The organism is Leuconostoc garlicum (assembly GCF_001998805.1).
Taxonomy (GTDB): domain Bacteria; phylum Bacillota; class Bacilli; order Lactobacillales; family Lactobacillaceae; genus Leuconostoc; species Leuconostoc lactis.
This window is the reverse complement of the sequence record NZ_CP016329.1, coordinates 670,723-694,975: the sequence shown is the minus strand read 5'-3', so window position 1 is coordinate 694,975 and position 24,253 is coordinate 670,723. Positions and strand designations below refer to the sequence as shown.

The 24,253-nt window shown below is 43.6% G+C and carries 18 protein-coding genes and 3 tRNA genes; 3 read left to right on the top strand and 18 right to left on the bottom strand.

Features of this window, described 5'->3' with window-relative positions; genetic code table 11:
* Positions 1–111: 111 nt before the first annotated feature.
* The 13 genes from A9176_RS03600 to A9176_RS03540 all read right to left on the bottom strand — a co-directional run bounded on the left by A9176_RS03600 (position 112) and on the right by A9176_RS03540 (position 18,076).
* Positions 112–1,095 carry a Ppx/GppA family phosphatase gene (locus tag A9176_RS03600; protein WP_029509481.1) on the bottom strand — a complete coding sequence of 328 codons (984 nt, stop codon included), beginning with the start codon at positions 1,093–1,095 and terminating at the stop codon, positions 112–114.
* Complete coding sequence (locus tag A9176_RS03595) at positions 1,092–3,236, bottom strand: RNA degradosome polyphosphate kinase (RefSeq protein ID WP_242943240.1); 2,145 nt, start codon at positions 3,234–3,236, stop codon at positions 1,092–1,094. Before A9176_RS03595 ends, A9176_RS03600 begins: the two co-directional genes overlap by 4 nt.
* Positions 3,236–4,729 carry an HD domain-containing protein gene (locus tag A9176_RS03590; RefSeq protein WP_077282127.1) on the bottom strand — a complete coding sequence of 498 codons (1,494 nt, stop codon included), beginning with the start codon at positions 4,727–4,729 and terminating at the stop codon, positions 3,236–3,238. The genes A9176_RS03595 and A9176_RS03590 overlap by 1 nt, the downstream gene beginning before the upstream one ends.
* Before the next feature lie 104 nt (positions 4,730–4,833).
* Positions 4,834–5,418 (bottom strand): DNA-3-methyladenine glycosylase I, encoded by a 585-nt coding sequence (locus A9176_RS03585; protein ID WP_029509478.1) that lies wholly within the window; start codon positions 5,416–5,418, stop codon positions 4,834–4,836.
* A gap of 204 nt (positions 5,419–5,622) precedes the next feature.
* Entirely contained in the window at positions 5,623–6,948 is a 1,326-nt protein-coding gene (gene eno, locus A9176_RS03580) for a phosphopyruvate hydratase (RefSeq protein WP_010003319.1), read from the bottom strand.
* Positions 6,949–7,043: 95 nt separating this feature from the next.
* Positions 7,044–7,598 (bottom strand): RNA polymerase sigma factor, encoded by a 555-nt coding sequence (locus tag A9176_RS03575; RefSeq protein WP_077282126.1) that lies wholly within the window; start codon positions 7,596–7,598, stop codon positions 7,044–7,046.
* Positions 7,599–7,681: 83 nt separating this feature from the next.
* Complete coding sequence (gene rlmB / locus A9176_RS03570) at positions 7,682–8,443, bottom strand: 23S rRNA (guanosine(2251)-2'-O)-methyltransferase RlmB (RefSeq protein ID WP_029509476.1); 762 nt, start codon at positions 8,441–8,443, stop codon at positions 7,682–7,684.
* Positions 8,440–8,847: a Mini-ribonuclease 3 gene (locus A9176_RS03565; RefSeq protein WP_010003348.1), complete on the bottom strand. Its 408-nt coding sequence runs from the start codon at positions 8,845–8,847 to the stop codon at positions 8,440–8,442. The genes rlmB and A9176_RS03565 overlap by 4 nt, the downstream gene beginning before the upstream one ends.
* A gap of 195 nt (positions 8,848–9,042) precedes the next feature.
* Positions 9,043–12,705 (bottom strand): DNA-directed RNA polymerase subunit beta', encoded by a 3,663-nt coding sequence (gene rpoC / locus A9176_RS03560; protein WP_029509474.1) that lies wholly within the window; start codon positions 12,703–12,705, stop codon positions 9,043–9,045.
* Positions 12,706–12,849: 144 nt separating this feature from the next.
* On the bottom strand, positions 12,850–16,464 hold the full coding sequence (locus tag A9176_RS03555; RefSeq protein WP_029509473.1) for a DNA-directed RNA polymerase subunit beta: 3,615 nt from the start codon (positions 16,462–16,464) through the stop codon (positions 12,850–12,852).
* A gap of 270 nt (positions 16,465–16,734) precedes the next feature.
* Positions 16,735–17,547, bottom strand: coding sequence for a triose-phosphate isomerase (tpiA, locus tag A9176_RS03550; protein WP_068853061.1), 813 nt, complete (start codon positions 17,545–17,547; stop codon positions 16,735–16,737).
* Positions 17,547–17,888, bottom strand: coding sequence for a hypothetical protein (locus A9176_RS03545; RefSeq protein ID WP_029509471.1), 342 nt, complete (start codon positions 17,886–17,888; stop codon positions 17,547–17,549). Before A9176_RS03545 ends, tpiA begins: the two co-directional genes overlap by 1 nt.
* 103 nt (positions 17,889–17,991) lie before the next feature.
* A tRNA-Leu gene (locus A9176_RS03540) sits at positions 17,992–18,076 on the bottom strand.
* A gap of 348 nt (positions 18,077–18,424) precedes the next feature.
* Between A9176_RS03540 and A9176_RS03535 the strand changes: the two genes are divergently transcribed.
* Both A9176_RS03535 and gpmA read left to right on the top strand, forming a co-directional pair.
* Positions 18,425–18,625: a cold-shock protein gene (locus tag A9176_RS03535; RefSeq protein WP_010001709.1), complete on the top strand. Its 201-nt coding sequence runs from the start codon at positions 18,425–18,427 to the stop codon at positions 18,623–18,625.
* Between the two features lie 108 nt (positions 18,626–18,733).
* Positions 18,734–19,447 carry a 2,3-diphosphoglycerate-dependent phosphoglycerate mutase gene (gene gpmA / locus A9176_RS03530; RefSeq protein WP_029509470.1) on the top strand — a complete coding sequence of 238 codons (714 nt, stop codon included), beginning with the start codon at positions 18,734–18,736 and terminating at the stop codon, positions 19,445–19,447.
* Between the two features lie 95 nt (positions 19,448–19,542).
* On the opposite strand, the gene A9176_RS03525 is transcribed toward gpmA, so the two are convergent.
* A tRNA-Gln gene (locus A9176_RS03525) sits at positions 19,543–19,614 on the bottom strand.
* 38 nt (positions 19,615–19,652) lie between these two features.
* Positions 19,653–19,735, bottom strand: a tRNA-Tyr gene (locus tag A9176_RS03520).
* A gap of 192 nt (positions 19,736–19,927) precedes the next feature.
* On the opposite strand from A9176_RS03520, the gene A9176_RS03515 reads away from it, so the two are divergent.
* On the top strand, positions 19,928–20,596 hold the full coding sequence (locus tag A9176_RS03515; RefSeq protein ID WP_077282125.1) for a phosphatase PAP2 family protein: 669 nt from the start codon (positions 19,928–19,930) through the stop codon (positions 20,594–20,596).
* 34 nt (positions 20,597–20,630) lie between these two features.
* Here the strand turns inward: A9176_RS03515 and nrdF are convergent, their stop codons facing one another.
* From nrdF to nrdE, 3 genes are read right to left on the bottom strand one after another with little or no spacing between them, the layout of a single operon-like run.
* Positions 20,631–21,608 carry a class 1b ribonucleoside-diphosphate reductase subunit beta gene (gene nrdF, locus A9176_RS03510; RefSeq protein ID WP_068851551.1) on the bottom strand — a complete coding sequence of 326 codons (978 nt, stop codon included), beginning with the start codon at positions 21,606–21,608 and terminating at the stop codon, positions 20,631–20,633.
* Between the two features lie 2 nt (positions 21,609–21,610).
* Positions 21,611–22,051 carry a class Ib ribonucleoside-diphosphate reductase assembly flavoprotein NrdI gene (locus A9176_RS03505; protein WP_029509467.1) on the bottom strand — a complete coding sequence of 147 codons (441 nt, stop codon included), beginning with the start codon at positions 22,049–22,051 and terminating at the stop codon, positions 21,611–21,613.
* 30 nt (positions 22,052–22,081) lie between these two features.
* Positions 22,082–24,253, bottom strand: a complete 2,172-nt coding sequence (gene nrdE / locus A9176_RS03500; protein WP_068851547.1) for a class 1b ribonucleoside-diphosphate reductase subunit alpha — start codon at positions 24,251–24,253, stop codon at positions 22,082–22,084.

Here is a 24,253-nt window from a genome sequence, read left to right as displayed (position 1 = left end):
TAACATCACAACCATTTAAAACACAACTCAAGCAGTTGTGTTTTTTATTTAAAAAATAAAAAAAAGTGCCAATCTCTAATCGAGATTGGCACTTTTTTGATACAAGACAACTTACAAATCTTCTTTATCCACCGTCATGGCAGCTGGTTCTGGTGAGACCACTTGATGGCCAGTTTTGGTCATAATTTGCTCAAACAAGAAGCCTTCACGTAGCCCACTTTGTGAAAAGATCACTTGTCGACTCTCTGTAAAGAGCAGGATTTCAACTAATGGCAACAACCCACCAACGATGATATCCGCACGTTCCTTGGCTAAACCAGGGATCTTTTTACGCCCGTCTAGCCCTTCGCTCAAAATATTGTCATAAATTGCCGCGACTTCACCAATGCTCATGTGATAGCCGTGAATGGGCATATCTTGGACTTTATTTTTTTTACGACTAATTTTGGCCAACGTTCGGTTGCTCCCGCCAAGGGCAATCAAAGGCATATTCACCGATTCCCGCAACCAGGAAATATCACCAAACAATTGCCGTAACGACAAAATCGCCCGGAACAATGCCGCGGCAGATACCTTATCGCGTTCAAGGTAAGCTTCCGAAATGTTCACCGCTCCCACTGGCAAGCTCACCGCATGCACAGCCTGACGATTACGCACCAGTACCAATTCTGAGGAGGCGCCACCAGTATCTAGAATCAAGGCATCATTGACTGAAAACGTATTAATAATACCGACATAGTCAAAATGCGCTTCTTCCTCACCAGATAGAATACGCAATGGAAAGCCCATGGTTTTCTCAAACTGTTCTAAAAATGCAGCTTGATTACTAGCCTGACGCACCGCTGCCGTCGCAACTGCGTAAGTTTCAAGCTTGGTTTGGTCGTAGTCTTTTAAGGCTTTTTTGAATTTTTCTAACGCGGTAATGGTCCGTTTAATCGCCTCTTCTTGTAAGACTTTATCCGGTCCCATCCCCGCCGACAACCGCACCATTTCTTGAAAGCGCGCTAAGACTTCGTATGAGCCGTCACTATGGTAGCGACTCACTGTCATACGGACTGAGTTTGATCCTAAATCAATCACTGCAATTACTGTCATATGTCCCCTCGACCTTCTTCATTTACAAACGGGTTATTCAACGGTTCAAAACGTCGCGTCACTTCAGTTGCAGCCACCCGATCTTGGCTATTTTTCTGCGCTGTTAACGATTCTGCAATAAACATTTCTTGTGCATTGTAGGTCATGACACCACGACGATCTTTCTTCAAAAATGTGCCGTCCGGTTGTAACACTCGGGTTTTGACATTATCTTGCCACATCGTCTGGAAAATGTCACGTACTTGATCGCGTAAACGATCATCTTTAAGTGGAAAGAGTAATTCCACGCGACGATCAAGGTTACGTGTCATTAAATCGGCAGATGACAAATAAACTTTTGGTTGGCCACCATTTTCAAAACTATAAATCCGGCTATGTTCCAAAAAACGCCCAACAATCGAATGTACTTCAATCGTATCACTAACTTCTGGAATGCCCACTTTTAAAATCGTAATACCGCGAATAATGAGCTGAATGGGCACCCCTGCACGACTCGCCTCATAAAGGTGGCGCACGATCCGTTCATCAGATAGTGAATTGAACTTCATTTTAATCCCGGCAGGGCGTCCCGCTTTGGCATTGGCAATTTCATTATCGATTTGTTCATATAAAAAGTCACGAATACCATCTGGTGACATGTGTAATTGATGGAAAAATCCTGGATCTGAATAACCTGTCAAAATGTTAAAAATCGAGGCAACATCAGCCCCAAGTTCTGGATCACTGGTTAACAGCCCCATATCCGTATAGAAATTTGCCGTGACATCATTATAATTACCCGTACCAAGATGGACATAACGTCGAATAGCATCATCTTCTCGTCTGACGATTAAAGCAACTTTAGCGTGGGTCTTTAATCCCCGTAGGCCGTAAACGACGTGGACGCCTTGTTGCTCTAACTCACGCGCCCAATGAACGTTATTTTCTTCATCAAAACGCGCCTTAATTTCCACTAGTACCGTGACTTGCTTACCACGTCGTGCGGCTTCACCCAACGCCTTAATAATGGGTGATTTCCCCGAAACACGATACAGTGTCATTTTAATCGCTAGCACTTGATCATCTTGTGCTGCCGTTTGAATCAAACGTACCACTGGTTTAAACGCATCATAAGGATGATGCAGTAGAAAATCCTGTTGGCGAATACTCTCAAACAGTTTTTCTGGTGCTAATGCCGGATTGTCAAACCCCTTAAAAGTCGGAAAACGCAATGTCGGGGCATCAAGTAGTTTCAACCAAGCCGTTAAAAAGGTCAAATCAACGGGGCCATTGACCAAATAAGTCCGGGCATCGTCAACTTGTAAGAGTTTAACCAGCTTGTTCTTCAGCGTCTTACTGGCCTCATGCGATAAGATCACCCGCATGATCCGCCCCCGTTCCCGTTCCTGCAGCTTTGACTGTACTTCTTGCAAAATATTGGGGGTGTCTTCGTCATCACTCACATCCAATTCCATATCCCGCAAGACATGAAAAACAGTCGATTCTTTAATCGTATAACCAGGAAAAAGTGAAGCCAAAAACAGCTGTACCACTACTTCTATCAGGACAAATTGATTCGTTTCCGGCAAGGCAATCACGCGCCCAGAAGTTTCCGGCACTTGGAGTACCGCCAAATACTTCTCAGATTTTTCATTGTCTTTTTGAAGACGTACCCCAATGTTCAACGTATCATTAGCTAGGACTGGAAATGGTCGTGTTGAGTCGATTGCCATCGGTGTTAAAACGGGCAGCAGCTCTTGTTCAAAAAAACTTTTCAAAAATATTTTTTGTTCCGTGGATAGATCTTCTGCAGATAGCAGTTCAAATCCTTGGCGTTTCAGTGCTGGTAATAATCGGCGATTTAACACCTGATACTGATCTTTAATTTGTTGCCCAACAACTTGCGCGACGTGATCTAACTGTGCCTTAGGTGTCTCACCGGTCGCGTCAACCCGATTATGCCCCAACATCACCTGCTGTTGTAAGCTCGCCACACGCACCATGAACCATTCGTCCATGTTCTTTTGCGTAATCGCTAAAAAATTGGCACGTTCCAGCAAAGGATTTTGCGGATCCCGTGCCTCAGCCAAAACGCGATCATTAAAAGCCAACCAGCTGATTTCACGATTGACATAAAATTTTGAGTGTTTCAAATCAACCATCAACTTCTCTTTCCTTTTCGTTTTAACACAATGGGTAAACCAAATACTGCCTCAAAAAAGCGCGCCTTCTGCGTAAAGACAAAAATTTCTAATTGCAGATCGGCTAATGTTTGGGCCGTAATCGTAATTTGATTCTCCCCAACTGAGACCGTTAACTGGGTAATTTTCTGCAAACGACTATCATCTAACGCGTCGGCTAATCGTAACAACGCGGCCAATTTTGCAATACGTAGGCGTTGCTGGGGTGAAAAGTCAGCAACTGTTCGTAAAGCGCTGTCCGGCGTTTCTGCACTATGATAGCGTGCAATTGCTGCAATCATGCGTTGTTCTACCGTCGACAAGCCATAAAAGTCAACACCAGTTAAAATATCTTCAGAATACTGATAATGTTTTTGTGAATTAATAAAACTCCCAACATCATGCACAAGGGCCGCAACCATTAATAGCAAGCGGTCACGCGCTGTAAGATGATGGACTTTTTTGAGACGGTCAAATAATTGCGTCGCAAAAGTTAACACAATTTCACGATGCACTGGTTCAACCAAATAACGATCCGCAATACCACGTGCCGCCGTCACGATATCCGCTTCCGCTTGTGCATCATTAACCGATAAACCATCTAAAACGGTAATATCACTAATCTGCAACGTGGACACCTGCAGCGCTGACATGACATGCAAAAGCAGTAACATTTCTGTGAGAATAAATGGCACATCATTAAAATCAACCGCATATTTTTCAATAATGGCTTGATCATTTAAATTAGCCAAATCGTCCGCTAACGTTTGAATGACCGCCTTTGACACACGAACACAATGTTCATGTTCCGGCAAGAATATCTGTTGCGCGGCACCAGCACCCAGTAAGATTAATGACTCTGCTGGCTGATAAGGTGGTAACATATGCCAAAAATCAGCTAATTTACTATTAATCAATTCTCTGGCAAAAGCCGTTTCCTGTGCTACCCCGATAGCCATATCATGAATGGTTTGCGCCAATCGAATCGGCCCAACTGCTGAATGTTGCGAAAACACAAACCGTGCGTTGTTAAAATAACTCAGATCAAGTCGCGCAGAGCTCATGCCCAAAACAAAAAATTGACCGTCTGTCGCACTGACCTTTTGCTGCTGATAAGCTTGCCGTAGCGCTAATTGGCGATAAAAACTTTCTTGATTACCATTCAACCACTGTATTTTAAGACCAGTTGCTGTTTCAATTTGATCAGCAAAATAAACCGCATTTTTCATTTGTGACAATGTTTCACTACCATATAATGTCACTTCTTTGACGGCATAATCGCGTAATAATTGTTGAAATTTATGCACTTGCGCTAACGCACGTCGCATAATTTCCGTTGTGAAAATAGGTGCGTTAATATCAGTTTCACCAAAATCACGCGTTACTTTTTCAATTTTTTCCCCAGTTTTCTGATTAAAGATCTGCAAGGCAGCCGAACTAGAATTTAATAAGATAATCCCCTGAATTGTTGCCATGTCCACCTCAAATGCTATCAATGTGATATTATCAGTTTATCACATAATATTCTCTTTTAATTCACGAAAAATATCATAATTCTAATTAATTTAAAATTTTTAAATTATTGATGGTATTTGAATGTACAGCTTTCCTCATGATCATTAATGACCCCCATCCCCTGTAAAAATGAATAAATAGTCACTGGGCCCGCAAATTTAAACCCCCGCTGCTTCATATCCTTAGCAACACTTTGTGATAACTCATTTTGCGCTGGAATCAGAGCGACATCAGTCACATGATGGTCAATCACCTGACCATTCGTAAACTGCCACATGTAGTTTGAAAAGCTTCCAAATGCTGCTTGTACACGTTTAATGGCATGTGCATTATTAACCGTGGCTGCAATCTTCAACCGATTTCGAATAATTGTTGCATCATTACGTAACATTGCTTCATCTTGCGCGGTCATTTGGCTGACTTGTGTCAGATCAAAATTTTTAAAGGCTTGTTTCAGACCCGCTCGCTTGTTTAAAGCAATTTCCCAGCTGAGCCCGGCTTGAAAAATTTCTAACGTTAGCAGTTCAAACAATAACCGATCGTCTTGTCTAATGGGATGTCCCCATTCAACATCATGGTAGGCAACCATCGTCTCTGACGGCCGATAATGCGTCACCCACTGACATCTCGTCACTTGTTTTTCAACCATGTCAGCACCTTTCTTACGGGATCTTGGGCTCTTTTTTCTGCTGGACGGGTTTCCCAGTAAATAACATGCGCCACTGTCGCAACCGCAATCACACTAACGCCTAGCGCCAATATCGTTTTATTTGTCATCGTAAATAGCTACCTCTTCTTTTTTTTGGTAAAAAAAAATCACACCAAAAGGTATGATTTTAAGTCAAGTCACTGATTACTTTGCTTGGATAGCATCGCGTGCAGCAACTGACAAGTTATAGAATGATTGGATACCCTTGTATTGTCCTGTTGAACCCAACAATTCTTCAATACGGATCAATTGGTTGTACTTAGCGATACGGTCAGTACGTGACAATGAACCTGTCTTGATTTGACCAGCGTTTGTTGCAACAACCAAGTCAGAAATTGTTGTGTCTTCTGTTTCACCTGAACGGTGTGACACAATAGCAGTGTAACCAGCTTCCTTAGCCATTTCGATAGCTTCGAAAGTTTCTGTCAAAGTACCAATTTGGTTAACCTTGATCAAGATTGAGTTAGCGGCACCCATGTTAATACCCTTTTGTAGGTATTGTGTGTTTGTAACGAAGAAGTCGTCACCAACCAATTGGACCTTCTTACCCAATTCAGCAGTGATTGTTGCCCAGTCTTCCCATTCGTTTTCATCGATAGGATCTTCGATTGAGATAATTGGGTAACGTTCTGTCAAATCTTCAAGGTACTTGATGAATTCAGGTGTTGTGAATTCTTCACCTGTTGACCAACGCAACTTGTATGTCTTAGTTTCAGCATCATACAATTCTGATGAGGCAACGTCGACAGCAATAGCGATATCTTGACCTGGCTTGTACCCAGCAGCTTCAATCGCACGGATCAAGTACTTCAAAGGTTCTTCGTTGTCAGCAAAGTCAGGCGCGAAGCCACCTTCATCACCAACTGATGTTGCCTTACCATCAGCTTCCAACAACTTCTTCAAAGCGTGGAAAGTTTCGGCACCATAACGGATAGCTTCCTTAACTGTTGGGGCACCAACAGGCATGATCATGAATTCTTGGAAGTCAACCTTGTTAGCTGAGTGTGCACCACCGTTAATAACGTTCATCATTGGTGTAGGCAAAACGTATGAGTTAACGCCACCCAAGTATGAGAACAAAGGCACACCTAATTCATCCGCAGCTGCACGGGCAACAGCGATTGACACAGCCAAAATAGCGTTTGCGCCTAACTTACCCTTGTTTTCTGTACCGTCGAGTTCGATCATAGCTTGATCGATTGCACGTTGGTCAGTTACGTCGAACTTACCAACCAAAGCCTTAGCGATAGCATCGTTAACATTGGCAACGGCCTTTGTTGTTCCCTTGCCACCAAAGCGTGACTTGTCGCCATCACGCAATTCAACAGCTTCGTGTTCACCAGTTGAGGCACCTGAAGGTACCATACCGCGACCGAAACCACCTAATTCTGTGATAACTTCTGCTTCAAGTGTAGGGTTTCCACGTGAGTCAAGAACTTCACGTGCGATAATATCAGTGATTAAAGACATCTGTCTGTTTCTCCTTTGGTTTATGGTTTTCTACCATGTATATTATATCACAGGCCAGTGGTTGAAACATAATTTGTGTACAAAATTCATGATCATTAAGAAGATATGGCCTGTTGGATCGCCTTTTTTAAACGGTATTGCATCTGTTCAAAACGCCGTGTCGTGCCCGGCATTGCGCCACTTTCAGCTCCTAACAACTGCAAAACAGTTTGTCGAAATTCTGGTGTTTTCGCAACCAGCGTTGTGTTCAACATTTCGCGTAATACGACAAGCTGTTCTGGATTATACGTATCGGTTCCGCAATCAATAACAGTTTCTGCAACATCATTTGTATCTGAAATCATTTGTTTTTCGAATTCAGATTTTGCGGTGTAATATGACCGAATTAAATCCGTTGCATGATTGGATAAGGCCGTCATAAAGTAAGTTGAAAATTTTGCTCTTGGCTGAATCGTGTCAAACCGTTGCACACAACGTAGTAAAATTTCTAACCCATCTGCATACCAGTCGTCAGCCGAGATGCGGCTACTCACTTTACGTCGATGAATGTCAAACATCGCACCTTTTAAATGTTTAATTAAAACATTGTACGCAATATCATGGCCATTTTGTGCTGCACGAACGGCAGCAAGTAATCTATCTTTCCCCAACACTAATCCCCCACACTACAAGTGGCAGTAGTTAGTATTCAGGTCATCAATCGATTAACGCTGCAACAACTACTCGTACACCATTACAGTGGGTTACGTGAGCTAAATCCTTGATAAATCAACAAACTTGCGGCAACACTGGCATTCAGACTTTGGACATGACCAACCATTGGAATCGTAAGCATGCCATCAACCTTTTTCTTCAACAGAGGTGAAATTCCCTTGCCTTCATTACCAATCACCAACGCCGTTGCACCTTTAGCATCCCAACGGCGATAGTCTTCCCCAGCCATATCGGTCCCAAAAATCCAAACACCACGGTCTTTAAGTTCATTAACCGTATTCACCAAATTTGTCACACGCGCAACTGGTACATATTCAATCGCACCGGTTGAAATTTTCGCTACTGTCGCCGTAAGCTGGACTGCCCGTCGCTTTGGAATGATAATGCCATGCACACCGGCTGCATCCGCTGTACGTAAAATCGACCCCAAATTATGGGGATCTTCAATCCCATCTAAAATTAAGAAAAATGGTGCTTCTTGGCGTTCTTCTGCCCGGGCAAAAAGATCATCAATTGTGGCGTAGGTAAAGGCTGCGACACTCAAAACGACACCTTGATGATTACCACCATCAGTCAATTCATCCAGCTTTGATTTTGGCGCTTGTTGAATAACTAAACCTCTTTTTTTAGCCAGCTGCGTCACTTCATTGCGAATTTTATCTTGCAAGCCAGTCTGTAGCCATACTTTATTGATTTCTTGCGTCCCTTTTAGTGCGGCAACACTGGCATAGTGGCCATAGACAAATTCGGCTTGGTTAGGCGTTTCTTGTTCACGTTTCATTTTACTGTTCTCCCTGATTCAACTTGTTCAAAAATCCATGTCATAAGTGATTGAATACGATCATGTTGCTGCGATAGATATAAGAAACCAAAAAGGGCTTCTACCCCCGTTGAAACACGGTAGCTCACAACATCCGTATTTTTCGCTTTCGTATGCGATTTTGCATTCCGACCACGTTTGAAATAACTTAGTTCGGTATCGGTTAGCAGATTGTCTGTTATCATCAAGTCAAACAAAGCGGCATGCGCCTTGGCTGAAACATAGTGTTTACTGCGCTTTTGTAAGTCATTCACCTTAGTTAAACCAAGTGATAACAAATGCTGGCGCACTTCAAGTTCATAGATTGCATCGCCGATATAAGCCAACGATAACCCGTTCATTTGTTCATATTGTAAATTAGTCATACTCCTATTATACGCGAGATAACGTTTGTGCGTACGAGTTTCCTGACTAAAGCAAGAACTTCTTTAGTGTAACCGGCGTCAGGCAGTGCGCCTATATTTTTGGCCTAATTGGTACTTTTTGTGGCCTAATTGGTATGACAGGCGTTAATGGCACAAAAAAACGCTCACATCACTGTGAACGTTTTTGATGATGAATTAGGCGTCAAATGACTTAGCCACATCATCTAACTTTGGAATATCAGCAGATGCATCAGCTTCAGCGTCAGGTTGTGCAATCACATCCCCAACCACCTTGCTCTTAATCTTACGATATTCAGCCATCCCTGTTCCGGCAGGAATAATCTTACCAATGATAACGTTTTCTTTCAAACCAACCAATGGATCGTTCTTTCCGCGGATTGCGGCATCAGTCAAGACACGTGTTGTTTCTTGGAATGATGCGGCAGACAAGAATGAGTTTGTTTCCAAGGCAGCCTTAGTAATACCAAGCAACACTGGACGTGCCGTTGCTGGCACCTGACCAGCAAACAAGGCTGGTTCGTTGGCGCGTTGGAAATCAGCAATATCCATCAACATACCTGGCAAAAGATTCGTTTCACCTGGATCCATGACACGTACTTTACGCAACATTTGACGGATCATGACTTCGATATGCTTATCTGACACTTCGATACCTTGCAAACGGTAAACCTTTTGGATTTCCGTTAACATGTATGATTCAGTCGTCAAAGTATCCGTTACAGCCAACAATTCCTTTGGATCGATTGGTCCTTCGTTAATGGCATCACCACGCTTAATGGCATCACCTTCAGCAAAGCGCATACGTGCAGCCAATGGCAATGTGTATGTCCGTGTGTCTGTTTCACCTTCGATTGTCACAGCCTTTGTACGTTCGGCTGGATTTTCTTCGATTGAAACAACTGTACCAGTCACTTCAGAAATTTCGGCACGTCCCTTAGGAATACGTGCTTCAACAATTTCTTGCACACGAGGCAAACCTTGTGTGATATCGTTTCCACCAGCAACACCACCCGTGTGGAAGTTACGCATCGTCAATTGGGTACCTGGTTCACCGATTGATTGGGCAGCCACTGTTCCAACAGCTTCACCGACTTCAACTTCTTCACCAGTTGCCAAGTTACGACCATAATCCAACACAGAAACACCGTGTTCAGTTGTTGATGTAAAGACTGAACGAATTGTCACTTCTTCGATACCAGCAGCCACAATACGCTTAGCGATATCTTCATCAATCATTTCGTTGCGGGCAACAATCTTTTCACCAGTTTCTGGATCAAAGACTGACTTCATGGCATAACGACCCAAGATACGGTCGTACAATGGCTCAACAACAGATGTGCCGTCCATGATAGCGCGAACAGCCACACCACGATCAGAATTGTTGTTCCATTCACGCACGATAACGTCTTGCGCCACATCGACAAGTCGACGTGTCAAGTAACCAGAGTTGGCCGTCTTCAAGGCCGTATCTGACATTCCCTTACGGGCACCGTGGGTTGAAATAAACATTTCCATCACAGTCAAACCTTCACGGAAGTTCGCTGTAACTGGCAATTCAATAATCTTACCACCAGGACCCGCCATCAAACCACGCATACCGGCCAACTGCACGAAGTTAGAAATGTTACCACGCGCACCTGAGTCCTGCATCATGAAGATTGGGTTGGTTGGTTCGAAGGAAGCAATCAACTTTTCTTGGATAACATCCTTAGCCTTAGTCCAGATTTCAATGACACGTTGGTAACGTTCGTCATCTGTAATCAAACCACGACGGAACTGCTTTGTCACAGTTGCGACTTGCTTATGGGCATCTTCCAAGATGGCTGGCTTATCTGGCAATTCAGTCACATCAGTCATAGATACAGTCAAACCTGATTCTGTTGACTTTTCATAACCAAGATCCTTCATGCGATCCAACAACAATGATGTTTCCGTTACCTTATAACGCTTGTAGACTTCAGCAATGATGTCTGACAAGAAGCCCTTCTTGAAGGAACCAACAACTGGTGTTTCCGCCAAGTAGTCATGAATGTTTTCACCAGCTTCAATGAAGAAGCGGTCATCAACACCCTTGAAGTTTTCTTCAGATGGTTCGTTAATATAAGGGAAATCAACTGGCAAAATTTCGTTGAACAACAACTTACCAACAGAAGTTACCATAATCTTTGAACGTTGTTCGTCCGTAAATGGCTTTTCCGCTGGGAATGATGATGTTTGGATACCCACACGTGTATGATAGTGGACAACCTTACTTGCAAAGGCCATTTTTGCTTCTTCAACAGAAGAGAAAATCATACCTTCACCTTCACGACCAGCTTCTTCAGTCGTCAAGTAGTAGTTTCCAATCACCATATCCTGAGATGGGGCAACAATTGGCTTTCCATCCTTTGGTGCCAAAATGTGGCCTGCGGCAAGCATCAACAAACGTGCTTCAGCTTGCGCTTCATCAGACAATGGCACGTGAATGGCCATCTGATCACCATCGAAATCGGCGTTATAGGCTTCAGTAACCAATGGATGCAAACGCATGGCCTTACCAGAAACCAACACAGGTTCAAAGGCTTGGATTCCCAAACGGTGCAACGTAGGGGCGCGGTTCAAAAGAACTGGGTGTTCCTTGATCACGTCTTCCAATACGTCCATCACATCTTCATCAGCCTTGTCAATCTTACGCTTAGCAGACTTGACGTTACCGGCTAACTTACGTGTTGTCAATTCCTTCATGATGAATGGGCGGAACAATTCGATCGCCATTGGACGTGGCAAGCCCATTTGGTTCATCTTCAAGAATGGTCCAACATCGATAACCGAACGACCTGAATAGTCGACACGCTTACCCAACAAGTTTTGACGGAAGCGACCTTGCTTACCCTTCAACATGTGAGACAAAGACTTCAATGGTCGGTTACCAGGACCAGCCACTGGACGGCCACGACGACCGTTATCAATCAAGGCGTCGACGGCTTCTTGCAACATACGCTTTTCGTTTTGCACAATGATGCCTGGGGCATTCAAATCAAGCAAACGCTTCAAACGGTTGTTACGGTTAATGACACGACGGTACAAATCGTTCAAATCAGATGTGGCAAAACGGCCACCTTCCAATTGCACCATTGGTCGTAAGTCTGGTGGGATAACTGGAATAACATCCATGACCATCCATTCAGGCTTGTTTTCTGATTGCAAGAAGGCTTCAATAATGTCCAAACGACGTACGGCACGTACACGCTTTTGACCAGTTGCTTCTTGTAATTCACGCTTTAATTGATCTGCTTCGGCAGCCAAATCAACGCTTGCCAACAAATCTTTAATTGCTTCAGCACCCATGCCAGCCTTAAAGCTAGCACCATATTCGCGCTTCAATTCACGGTATTCACGTTCAGTCAACAATTGCTTCTTTTCAACTGGTGCATCACCAGGTTCAATGACAACATATGACGCAAAGTAAATAATTTCTTCAAGTGAACGTGGTGACATGTCAAGGACAAGTCCCATACGTGATGGGATACCTTTGAAGTACCAAATGTGTGTAACAGGTGCAGCTAATTCGATGTGCCCCATGCGTTCACGACGAACTTTTGATGATGTCACTTCAACACCACAGCGGTCACAAACAATTCCCTTATATCGGATTCGCTTGTACTTACCGCAGGCGCATTCATAATCCTTTGTAGGTCCGAAGATGCGTTCATCGAACAAGCCGTCTTTTTCTGGCTTAAGTGTTCGATAGTTGATCGTTTCTGGCTTCTTTACTTCACCATAAGACCATGAACGGATCTTATCAGGCGAAGCCAAACCGATTTGCATGCTCTCGAACTTGTTAACATCGATTGCCATCTATTTGCTGTTACCTTTCGTTATTTATTAAGTTAACGTTGCCAGCCAGTCCCGACACGTTTGCTATAAGCTAAGTTCAATATGGCATTCAACCTACCTTATAACAAACGTGCCACAAACTGTGTGCACGTTAATTGTATATGATTAAGCTTCGTCAGTTGTGTCTGTCATTTCTTGGGCCTCTACCTTAGAGAATGCAGCCGCAACTTCTTCATCTTCTTTGTTTAAGAGATCAGGATTTGAGCGTACCAACTTTTCAAGCGCATCAACTGGCAAGATTGAGTCATCTTCATCCATTTGACGAAGTTCAACTTCATCGCCTGCGCCATCCAAGACTTGCATATCCAAGCCAAGGGCTTGCAATTCCTTCACCAATACTCGGAATGATTCTGGCACGCCTGGACGTGGGATTGGTTCACCCTTAATAATTGACTCATAGACCTTCACACGACCTGCAACGTCATCTGACTTGTAAGTCAAAATTTCTTGCAACGTGTAAGCAGCACCATAAGCTTCAAGGGCCCAAACTTCCATTTCACCGAAACGCTGACCACCGAATTGGGCTTTACCACCCAACGGCTGTTGCGTTACTAATGAGTATGGTCCGATTGAACGGGCGTGAATCTTATCATCAACCATGTGGGCCAGCTTCATATAATGCATGACACCAACACCAACACGCTTGTCGAAGGCTTCACCAGTACGACCATCATAAACAACTGACTTACCATCACGTGGCAAACCAGCTTCACGCAAAGCTGCTTCGATTTCATCATCGCTAGCACCGTCAAAGACTGGTGAGGCAACGTGGATACCAAGTTCCTTAGCTGCATAACCAAGATGCAATTCAAGCACTTGTCCAATGTTCATACGTGAAGGCACACCCATGGGTGACAACAAGATGTCAATTGGCGTACCATCTGGCATGTATGGCATGTCTTCTTCAGGGACAACAACGGAAACCGTTCCCTTGTTACCGTGACGACCGGCCATCTTATCACCGACTTGAATCTTACGCTTTTGCGCGATGTACACACGTACCATCATGTTCACACCTGGGGCAAGTTCATCACCGTTTTCTGGTGTGTAAATGCGGACGTTTTGCACAACACCGCCACCACCGTGTGGCACACGCAATGAAGTATCACGTACTTCGCGGGCCTTTTCACCAAAGATGGCATGGAGCAAACGTTCTTCGGCTGATAATTCAGTCACACCCTTAGGCGTTACCTTACCAACCAAGATATCACCGTCATGCACTTCGGCACCGATACGGATAATACCGTTCGCATCCAAATCCTTCAACTGATCTTCACCAGTGTTTGGAATTTCACGTGTGATTTCTTCCGGTCCGAGCTTTGTATCACGGGCTTCTGAATCATATTCTTCGATGTGAATTGACGTATAAACATCTTCACGGACCAAACGTTCGTTTAAAACGATGGCATCTTCGAAGTTATAACCTTGCCAAGTCATAAAGGCGATCAATGGGTTTTGTCCCAAAGCTAGTTCACCCTTTTCCATTGAAGGGCCATCCGCCAAAACTTCATCAGCTTCGACATGTTCACCTTCACGAACAATTGGCTTTTGGTTATAGTTCTTACCACCGTTAGAACGGCGGAACTTCATCAATTCATACGTATCTAATTGACCGTCTTCACGACGAACACGAATTTCGCGACCATCAACATATTCAACGACACCAGCGGCACGAGAAATCATGGCAACCCCTGAGTCGTGCGCAGCCTTATATTCGATCCCTGTCCCAACAAGTGGTGCATGAGGATCAAGCAAAGGTACCGCTTGACGTTGCATGTTGGCACCCATCAAGGCACGGTTGGAATCATCGTTTTCCAAGAACGGAATCGCAGCTGTTCCAACAGAAACAACTTGCTTAGGCGAAACGTCCATGTAGTCAATGCGGTCAATTGGTGTTTCAATGTTTTCTTCACCGAAACGGGCCATCACTGTATCGTGAACGAAGCTACCATCTTCATTTAATGGTGAGTTCGCTTGTGCCACGATGTAGTTATCTTCTTCATCGGCAGTCAAGTAATCGATCTTGTCAGTTACCTTGTGCGTTGTCCAGTCAACACGACGGTATGGTGTTTCAATGAAGCCATACTTGTTAATGCGACCATACGTTGCCAAAGAGTTGATCAAACCGATGTTAGGACCTTCGGGCGTTTCGATTGGGTCAATACGGCCATAATGCGTGTAGTGCACATCTCGCACTTCAACGCCGGCACGATCACGTGTCAAACCACCAGGTCCAAGGGCTGACAAACGACGCTTGTGGTTCATTTCACCCAATGGGTTTGTCTGATCCATGAACTGTGACAATTGTGATGAACCAAAGAATTCCTTCACGGCTGCCACAACTGGTCGAATGTTAATCAATTGTTGTGGTGTCACAGTGTTAGCGTCTTGGATTGACATCCGTTCGCGAACCACACGTTCCATACGTGTCAAACCAATACGGAATTGGTTTTGCAACAATTCACCAACAGAACGAATACGACGGTTACCCAAGTGATCGATATCGTCAACGTTACCAACACCTTCTTGCAAGTTCAAGAAGTAGTTCATGCCTGCCAAAATATCGGCTGGACGCACTGTGCGGTCGTCTTCCCCGATGTGACCATTACCAATCAAAAGCAATGTCTTTTCAGGGTTTTCAGGTGATTCGATCTTAATCTTTTGAAGCGTTACTGGTTCGTTCAACACAGCATCACCAGATGGTGTATACGTTGTTGTCTTGAAGTCTGGACGATCCAAGTATGGGCTAAGCTTTGACATCACTGTCTTATCAACTAATGTACCCTTTTCGGCGATGATTTCACCTGAATCAGGATCAGCCAATGTTTCAGCCAATGTTTGGTTCAACAAACGTGTCTTCAATGACAACTTCTTGTTGATCTTGTAACGCCCAACTGATGCTAAATCATAACGCTTTGGATCAAAGAAACGCGCAACCAACAAGGCACGTGATGAATCAGCTGTCTTTGGTTCACCCGGACGTAGTCGTTCGTAAATGTCCTTCAGCGCTTCTTCAACACGTGAATCTGACATATCTTTGTGCACGTCTTTTTCCAAAGTCATGTTCAAAGCGTCATATTGGTCTGAGAAGATGTCGATAATATCAGAATCCGAACCGAAACCAAGGGCACGGACCAATTCTGTCATTAACAACTTACGTGTCCGGTCAATACGCACGTTAGCGATACCCTTAGCATCTGTTTCGTATTCCAACCAAGCACCACGGTTTGGGATAACCGTTGTGCCATAGCGTGGGCGACCGTTCTTGTCGTTTTCTTGGTTGTAATAGATACCAGGAGAACGCACAAGTTGTGAAACGATAACACGTTCAGCACCATTGATAATGAACGTGCCTTGTTCTGTCATCAATGGGAAATCACCAAAGAACACGTCTTGTGACTTGATTTCACCAGTTTCATGGTTCGTCAAACGCAAAGTAACGTGTAATGGTGCTGAGTAGTTGGCGTCGTGTTCACGCGCCTCATCAATGTTGTACTTTGGTTCCATCAACTTGTAATCGACGTATTCCAATGACAAGTTGCCTTGGAAATCATCGATTGGCATGATGTCGCCAAACATTTCTTTAATACCTTCATCCAAGAACCATTGATATGACGCCGTTTGAATTTCAATCAAATTTGGCACATCAAGCACTTCTTTGATGCTAGCATATGAACGACGAGTACGGTGCTTACCGTACTTTACTAAATGTCCTGCCACATTTATCACCTCGTTTGTTTTTCGCTGCGTTTTGTTTGTTACAATTCAGTTACAAGATGGTGATTCCCACCGAACTTGACCCCGAATAGGCACAAAAAAAGCAATCGCCGCTGTTTCCGCAGACAACGTTTGCTTCAATATAAAGGTATTGCGGACAATATTTCGCAAAAAGCCATATTTATTCACAGTATTACTAAGAATAATTATACGCCTTTTGCAATCATTTGCAAGCCCTTTGCGGGAGACGCACAGTGGTGCTGCCCCTTTTAATTAAACATGTTCAACATCAAATTCTGGGACATCTGGATCACGCGCAATATCAACTAATTGTAAGAAATTATCTGGATCAAGTGCCGCTGTCCCAACCAGCACGCCATCAATATCTTTTTGTCGCATAATTTCGCGGGCATTATGCGGCGTCACTGAACCCCCATATAAAATACGGACTTGTTCAGCAATCACCGGTGAATACAACTTCGCCAAAGTTTGGCGAATCAAATGCGCAGCCTTTTGCGCTTGATCCGCACTGGCTGCTTCACCTGAGCCAATGGCCCACGTTGGTTCATAAGCAATCGTCACATTCCGAATTTGATCAACTGAGACACCAGCAAGCGCCGCTGCCACTTGCGCCACAGAGGGTTCAGCATCCATAAACTGCGCGTACGTACTCATATCTTCATCTACGTCAATAATTGGTCGCAAGCCGTTACGTAAAGCGGCCGTGACTTTCAAGTTCACCGTCGAATCCGTTTCGTTGAAGAACTTCCGACGTTCAAAATGACCAATCAAGACATAAGTTGCCCCAATATCTTTTAACGCTTTGGGTGATGTTTCGCCAGTATAGGCCCCACTGTCTTCCCAGTGCACATTTTCCGCGACAACATGAACGGGTGTTTCTTTCGTTGCGCGCACCATATCTGCCAAAAACAAATCTTGCGCTGCAATGCCCGTTTCAACAACATGTTGATCCGGCACCTTGCCATTAACTTGCGCCAAAAAGTCCGTGACGTCGGCCTGCAACTTATTAATCTTCCAGTTTGCGACCACAAACGGCACGCGTTTTGACTTGTGCATCTTCGCCATCATTTATCATCTCCTCGCAACATGACAAACATGAAGATTGCTTCAATTAGTAGCAACATCGCTGTATATTGCGCTTCTTCATTCACTAGACGTAATAAAATGTAACTCACAACCAGCACACCTAATCCCATCCCCGTTTTCACGAGTGATCGTTGATGCTTACTCCGTGCCAACAACTCTGATAAGTGTTGGTTTTCTGATTGTAACTCCGACACATCCAGTTTCAATGCTTCAATCTGATCGAGCATTTTATCATTTTCTTGCTGCATTAAATCAAAATCTGATTGTGATAAGACATCTTCAGTTTTTGGTTCACGCTTTGTTCGTTTGAAAAGTAACATTATTATTCTCCATTACCACTATTTTACCACAAGAAAAATCAGCATTGCGTGCCTGACATAACAAAAAAGCTATTTTATCAGTCATCTGATAAAATAGCTTGGATGCAGCCGGCGGGAGTCGAACCCGCACGCCCTAAACGGGCACAGGATCCTTAATCCTGCGCGTCTGCCAATTCCGCCACGGCTGCGATGTTGTTTGTATTGACAACTCTATTAGTTTAGCTTACTCAACACAAGATGTCAATATTTTTTATCAAAAATCCTAAAAATGATAGCTTAATAAAACACCATTTAGCCCCTGCGCCGCCCCTCTTTCCACCCCAAATCCGCAAAAAAGTCTTCTACTTCATATAGAAGACTTTTATTAACGCAAAAATTCTTTGATATTTTTATCTTGCTTATTTCTCTCAGTGTGGTACACTGGTCTTGTAATAAAAGTTATTGATTTTGATTTGTTTTTCTCGGAAGGCGCTCAAGTACCAATTATTTAAGTTACAAAATATAACATTGGTGAGCACACCAAGGAGAAACATATCATGGAAAAAGGCACAGTAAAGTGGTTTAACGGCGAAAAGGGTTACGGTTTCGTAACTCGCGAAAATGGTGAAGATGTCTTTGCACACTTCTCAGCTATCCAAGGCGACGGCTTCAAGACTCTTGAAGAAGGCCAAGCTGTTGAATTTGAAGTTGAAACTTCAGACCGCGGTTTGCAAGCTGCAAACATCGTTAAGTTGTAATCTTAAACAACTAACACAAAAAACTCGCTTCGGCGAGTTTTTTTGTGTCCAAATTTCGTGGTATAATGAATATGTTAGATTAAACACAAATTAAGGAGTTTAGCACACATGGCTAAGTTAGTATTGATCCGTCACGGTCAAAGTGAATGGAACGCATTGAACTTGTTCAACGGTTGGGTTGACACAAAGTTGTCAGACAAGGGTATCGCCCAAGCCAAAGAAGCTGGTGAATTGTTGGCTGCTGAAGGCATCCAATTTGACCAAGCTTACACATCTGTTTTGACACGTGCCATCACAACATTGCACTACGCTTTGGAAGAAGCTGGTCAATTGTACATCCCTGAAGTGAAGTCATGGCGTTTGAACGAACGTCACTACGGCGCTTTGCAAGGACAAAACAAGGCCGAAGCTGCTGAAAAGTGGGGTGCTGAACAAGTCCACATCTGGCGTCGTTCATACGACGTTTTGCCACCATTGTTGGACAGCTACGACGAAGAAGTGACTGTACAAGGCAAGACATACCCTGCCTTTGACCGTCGTTACGCTGATGTACCTGAAGGTGAATTGCCATTGGGTGAAAACTTGAAGATTACTTTGGAACGCGTTTTGCCATTCTGGGAATCAGACATTGCCCCACAATTGAAGGCTGGCAAGAACGTTGTCATCGCTGCCCACGGTAACTCATTGCGTGCCTTGGTTAAGCACTTGGAAAACATTTCAGATGAAGACATCTTGAATGTTGAAATTGCTAACGGCCAACCATTGGTTTACGACCTTGCTGATGACTTGTCAGTTGTTTCTAAGAAGACTTTGACAAAGTAATGCATTAACCTAGTTATCTGATGATAACTAGGTTTTTTTGTGTCCTTTTTCGACAAAGAAAAACCGGCATACATGATGTATGCCGGTTTTTAAGATTGCCCCTGCTGGATTCGAACCAGCGCATAGCGGTACCAAAAACCGCTGCCTTACCGCTTGGCCAAGGGGCAATAGTTAATTTATTCAGCCGTTAACTATTAATCGGCTATGGGAGCGGTAGGATTCGAACCTACGAACCCGAAGGAACGGAGTTACAGTCCGTCGCGTTTAGCCAGACTTCGCTACACTCCCATGTCTCAAACAACTATATTATAATAACAAATATTTAAAACCTTGACAACCCCTTTTCGCGAATTTTTTTAATTTTTTGGCTGATGCTGATTCTGCTAACGCTGACTGGATTTCAAGTAAATTATCTTGTTTATATCGCAGGCATTCATTATACTAGAATAAGGTAAAAAACTGCATTTGGAGTTGTAACTCATGATTGTATCCGCCACCAATAAACAGCGCCGGCACGCTCTGATTTGCTTTCTGATCGCCTGTCTGCTCGGCCTACTCACTAAATTTAATATTATAGTGCCTGTCGCACTCGACCAACTGTTACACAGTCTGTTCAACACGGTACAGTCTAACTTTGGTGATACGGTTATGGCCATTGCGACTTTTTTAGGTAACCCTGTCGTCGACGTCATTTATGCCTTTATTTTGGCTGGCGTACTCGTTATTGCGCAATTGCGTGTCCCAGCGATTTGGACCGTTGTCAGCGTCTTGCTTGGTGACGTGGTGTTGAGTATCATCCGCTTCATTGTCAATCGGCCACGGCCAGTTGGTCATTTATTATCGGATACGGCCTCTTCATTTCCCAGCTCGCACGTCTTTGGCTTGTTCGTCGTCATTTTCATTATTGGTATCCTAGTGACGCCCAATATCAACAGCCACCGTGCGCAAATCATTATCACTTGGTTGACCCAGCTCATCGGTGCCCTAACCATTATGAGTCGTTTGTATTTCAACGCTAATTTTTTAAGTGATACGGTTGCAGCGATTCTATTCGCCTATGCTTGGGTGATTCTTTCAGCCACCCTTTATCCCAAGTTCGCTACTTTTCTCCAACGTCGCGTCCCATTGTTTGAACATGAAGAAATTTAAAAAGCGTGATTGCTGTTTGCAATCACGCTTTTTATTATTGTCCGATTGTGTAATCGTCTTCTTCCATCGCCTCAACAGCACCCAAGAGATACCCGTTCCCAACACCTGAGAAAAAGTCATGGTTAGCCGTTGACGTTGATAAACCATTCATGACCACCGGATTCACATCCTCGGCACCATCAGGAAACATTGGTTCCTGACCAAGATTCATCAATGCTTTATTGGCATTATAACGGAGGAAGGTCATGACTTGATCATACCAGCCCAAGTCATCGTACAATTCATGTGTGTAATTCTCTTCATTTTCATAAAGATCATAGAGCAAATCATACATCCAAGCTTGCAATTCTGCTTGTTCCGCTTCAGATAATTGGTTAAAGCCAATTTGGAACTTATAGCCAATATACGTACCGTGAACAGATTCATCCCGAATAATCAACTTGATGATTTCCGCCACGTTCAGCATTTTGTTGTGTCCCAAGAAATAAAGCGGCGTATAAAAACCAGAATAGAACAAGAACGTTTCCAAAAAGACAGAGGCAACTTTCTTTTGCAATGGTGTGCCTGTTTGGTACACATCATTGATACGGTTGGCCTTATATTGCAAGAATTCGTTGTTATCAGCCCATTCAAAAATCGCTTCAATTTCTGACTTTTCATTTAACGTCTCAAAAATTGATGAATAAGACTTCGCATGAATTGATTCCATAAATTGGATGTTATTCAAAACGGCTTCTTCTTTTTGGTTAAGGGCATCAAACTTCAGTTGGGCTAACCCATCTTGTGATTGCAAAGTATCCAACGTCGTGAGCCCACCAAAGACAAGGTTCATCGTTTTTTGTTCTTGCGGTGTCATGTTACCACGCCAATGCCGCAAATCATTTGAAATCGGGATACGCGTGTCGAGCCAAAATTGTTGGGTGAGCTTTTCCCACGTTGCCTTGTCCAACTCGTCTTCAATGTTGTTCCAGTTAATTGCTGTATATGAATTGTCTTTTAAATGTTGTACCACAGTTATTCTCCAAATATTGGTTTGATTAAGTGATAAGCTTTGTCTGCATCGAATGTGCTTCCGCGTAATTCGTAGGCATATAACATCGGTACGTTAAACCGTTCAGCATAACGTGTCGCTGTCAAATTGAATTGGACGTTAAAATTACGGTTCCCTGAGCCGATGACACCTTTGAGATACTGTTGATTCCGTCCAAAGGCGATATAGTCGCCCAAAGCGTTCGTAAAAATCTCGGTGACTTCTGGCCCAGTCCCTGTACCTCCTGTTAAATAGGTTGGTACAATAGCCACAAACGGCTCTGTCTCGTTAGCGTAATCCGTTTCATCCCCAATACAACGCGCGACGACCGTGTCGCCATGCGCTGCTGCCACTTCGCTTAACTTTGAGACAAATGATACTGTGTTACCTTCTGTTGACGCATATAAAATATTAATTTTGACCATGACCCTCTTATCCCTTGTAACGTGATGTGCTTAAATCGAGCAACTTTCACACTCGTTCACACCAGATTCTTGGTGATCATCCGTAAATGTGCGGACATAATACAATGACTTAATCCCCTTATTAAAGGCATAGTGACGCAAAATCGTCAAATCACGTGTTGTCATCTTTTCTGTCCGACCCTTTTTCCATTCATACAACGCCGTTGACAACGTTGAACGCATGAATAACGTTAAGGCCATCCCTTGGTCAATGTGTTCTTGTGCCGCGGCATAAACATCGATGACTTTGCGCATATCCGTATCATAGGCTGACACGTAATATGGCATCGTCTCGTTGTTTAAACCAGGCGCAGGATAGTACACTTTTCCGATCATCCCCTCTTGACGTTCTTCAATTTTATTGACAATTGGTAACAATGTTGCGGTGGTGTCATTCACATAAGAAATTGAACCGGTTGGCGCAATCGCATGACGATAGGCATGATACATCCCATACTTCATGACATTTTCCTTTAATTCTAACCAGTCACGTTGTGTTGGCACGTGGTGATTAGCAAAGGCAGCGGCAACTTTTGGTGTTTTTGGTGCCCAATCTTGCGTGAGATACTTATCAAAATAAGTCCCATCGGCGTACGCTGACTTGTCAAACTCAAAGAACTTTTCTTGGCGTTCCTTGGCCAACTTCATTGACGCTTTAATTGAATAATAATTCAACGTCATGAAGAATGTTGACGTAAAGTCAAGGGACGCTTCGTCACCATAATACATTTGGTTTTGTGCAAAATAAGCTGCCAAGCCCATTGCCCCAAGGCCAATGGCATGCTTTTCTTGGTTACCCTTGGCAATTGATGGGACCACATCCAAGTTTGACGTATCAGAAACAAACGTCAAGGCACGTACCATCGTATCAACAGATGTTTCAAAATCAGGCGTTGCCATCATGTTCACAATGTTGATTGATCCCAAGTTACAGCTGACATCTGATCCCAAACGTGTGTATTGTTGCCCATTATCAAGTTCCGATGGTGTCTGGACTTGCAAAATTTCTGAACACAAGTTTGATGACACAATCTTACCTGCAATGGGGTTAGCACGGTTGGTCACATCAATGTTAATAATGTAAGGGTAGCCAGATTCTTGCTGTAACTTTGAAATTTCTTCTTCAAGTGTCCGCGCATTGAGCCGATATTTTGTAATTTGATCATTGGCCACCATGTTGTCGTACTCAGCCGTGATGTCGACATAGTTAAATGGGACACCATACACCTTTTCCACGTCTGCTGGACTAAACAAGTACATGTCCTCGTTCTTGCGCACGAGTTCATAGAACTTGTCTGGCACAGTCAAGCCAAGTGACAATGTTTTCACACGGATCTTTTCATCCGCATTTTCCTTCTTCGTTGACAAGAAAGCCATAATGTCAGGATGGAACACTGACAAATAGACAACACCGGCCCCTTGTCGTGCCCCAACTTGTGATGAAAATGTGAAAGAGTCTTCCAACAACTTCATGATTGGCACAACGCCACCTGCTGAATTGGCGATCCCCATAACTGGAGCCCCTGCTTCACGCAAGTTCGACACGTTAATGCCGACACCACCACCCATTTTTGAAAGTTGCAACGCCGAATTAATCGTTCGTCCAATTGAATTCATGTCGTCCGACGTTTGAATAATGAAACATGACACCAATTCACCACGACGCGCCCGCCCAGCATTCAAGAAACTTGGTGTGGCTGGTTGGTAACGTTGGTGAATCATTTCATCGGCCAAACGCAAGGCCAACGCTTCATTACCCGCAGCATAATACAATGCATTCATCGCAACACGATCGATGTAAGTTTCAACGTAATATTGGCCATCATTTGTTTTCAGCGCATATTGGTTATAGAACTTGAACGCCGCCATAAATGACTTGAAGTTAAAGTTTTCGCCTTCAAGGTAAGCATACAATTCTTCAATAAACGCTAAGCGATACTGTTCGATAAAGGCGCGTTCCAAAAAGTTGTTCTCAAAAAGCCACTCAAAACGTTCTGACAAAGAGTCGAACTTTAAAACATTCGGCCAAACGTTTTCCGTCAGAAAAGCATCTAGCGCTTCTTGGTCTTTTTCAAGTTGAATTTGATTGTTTTTTGGAATGTTGACTTGGTTATTTAAGTCAAAATAAGTCACCTTATCTAAGTTAATCTCTTTTAATGGCAT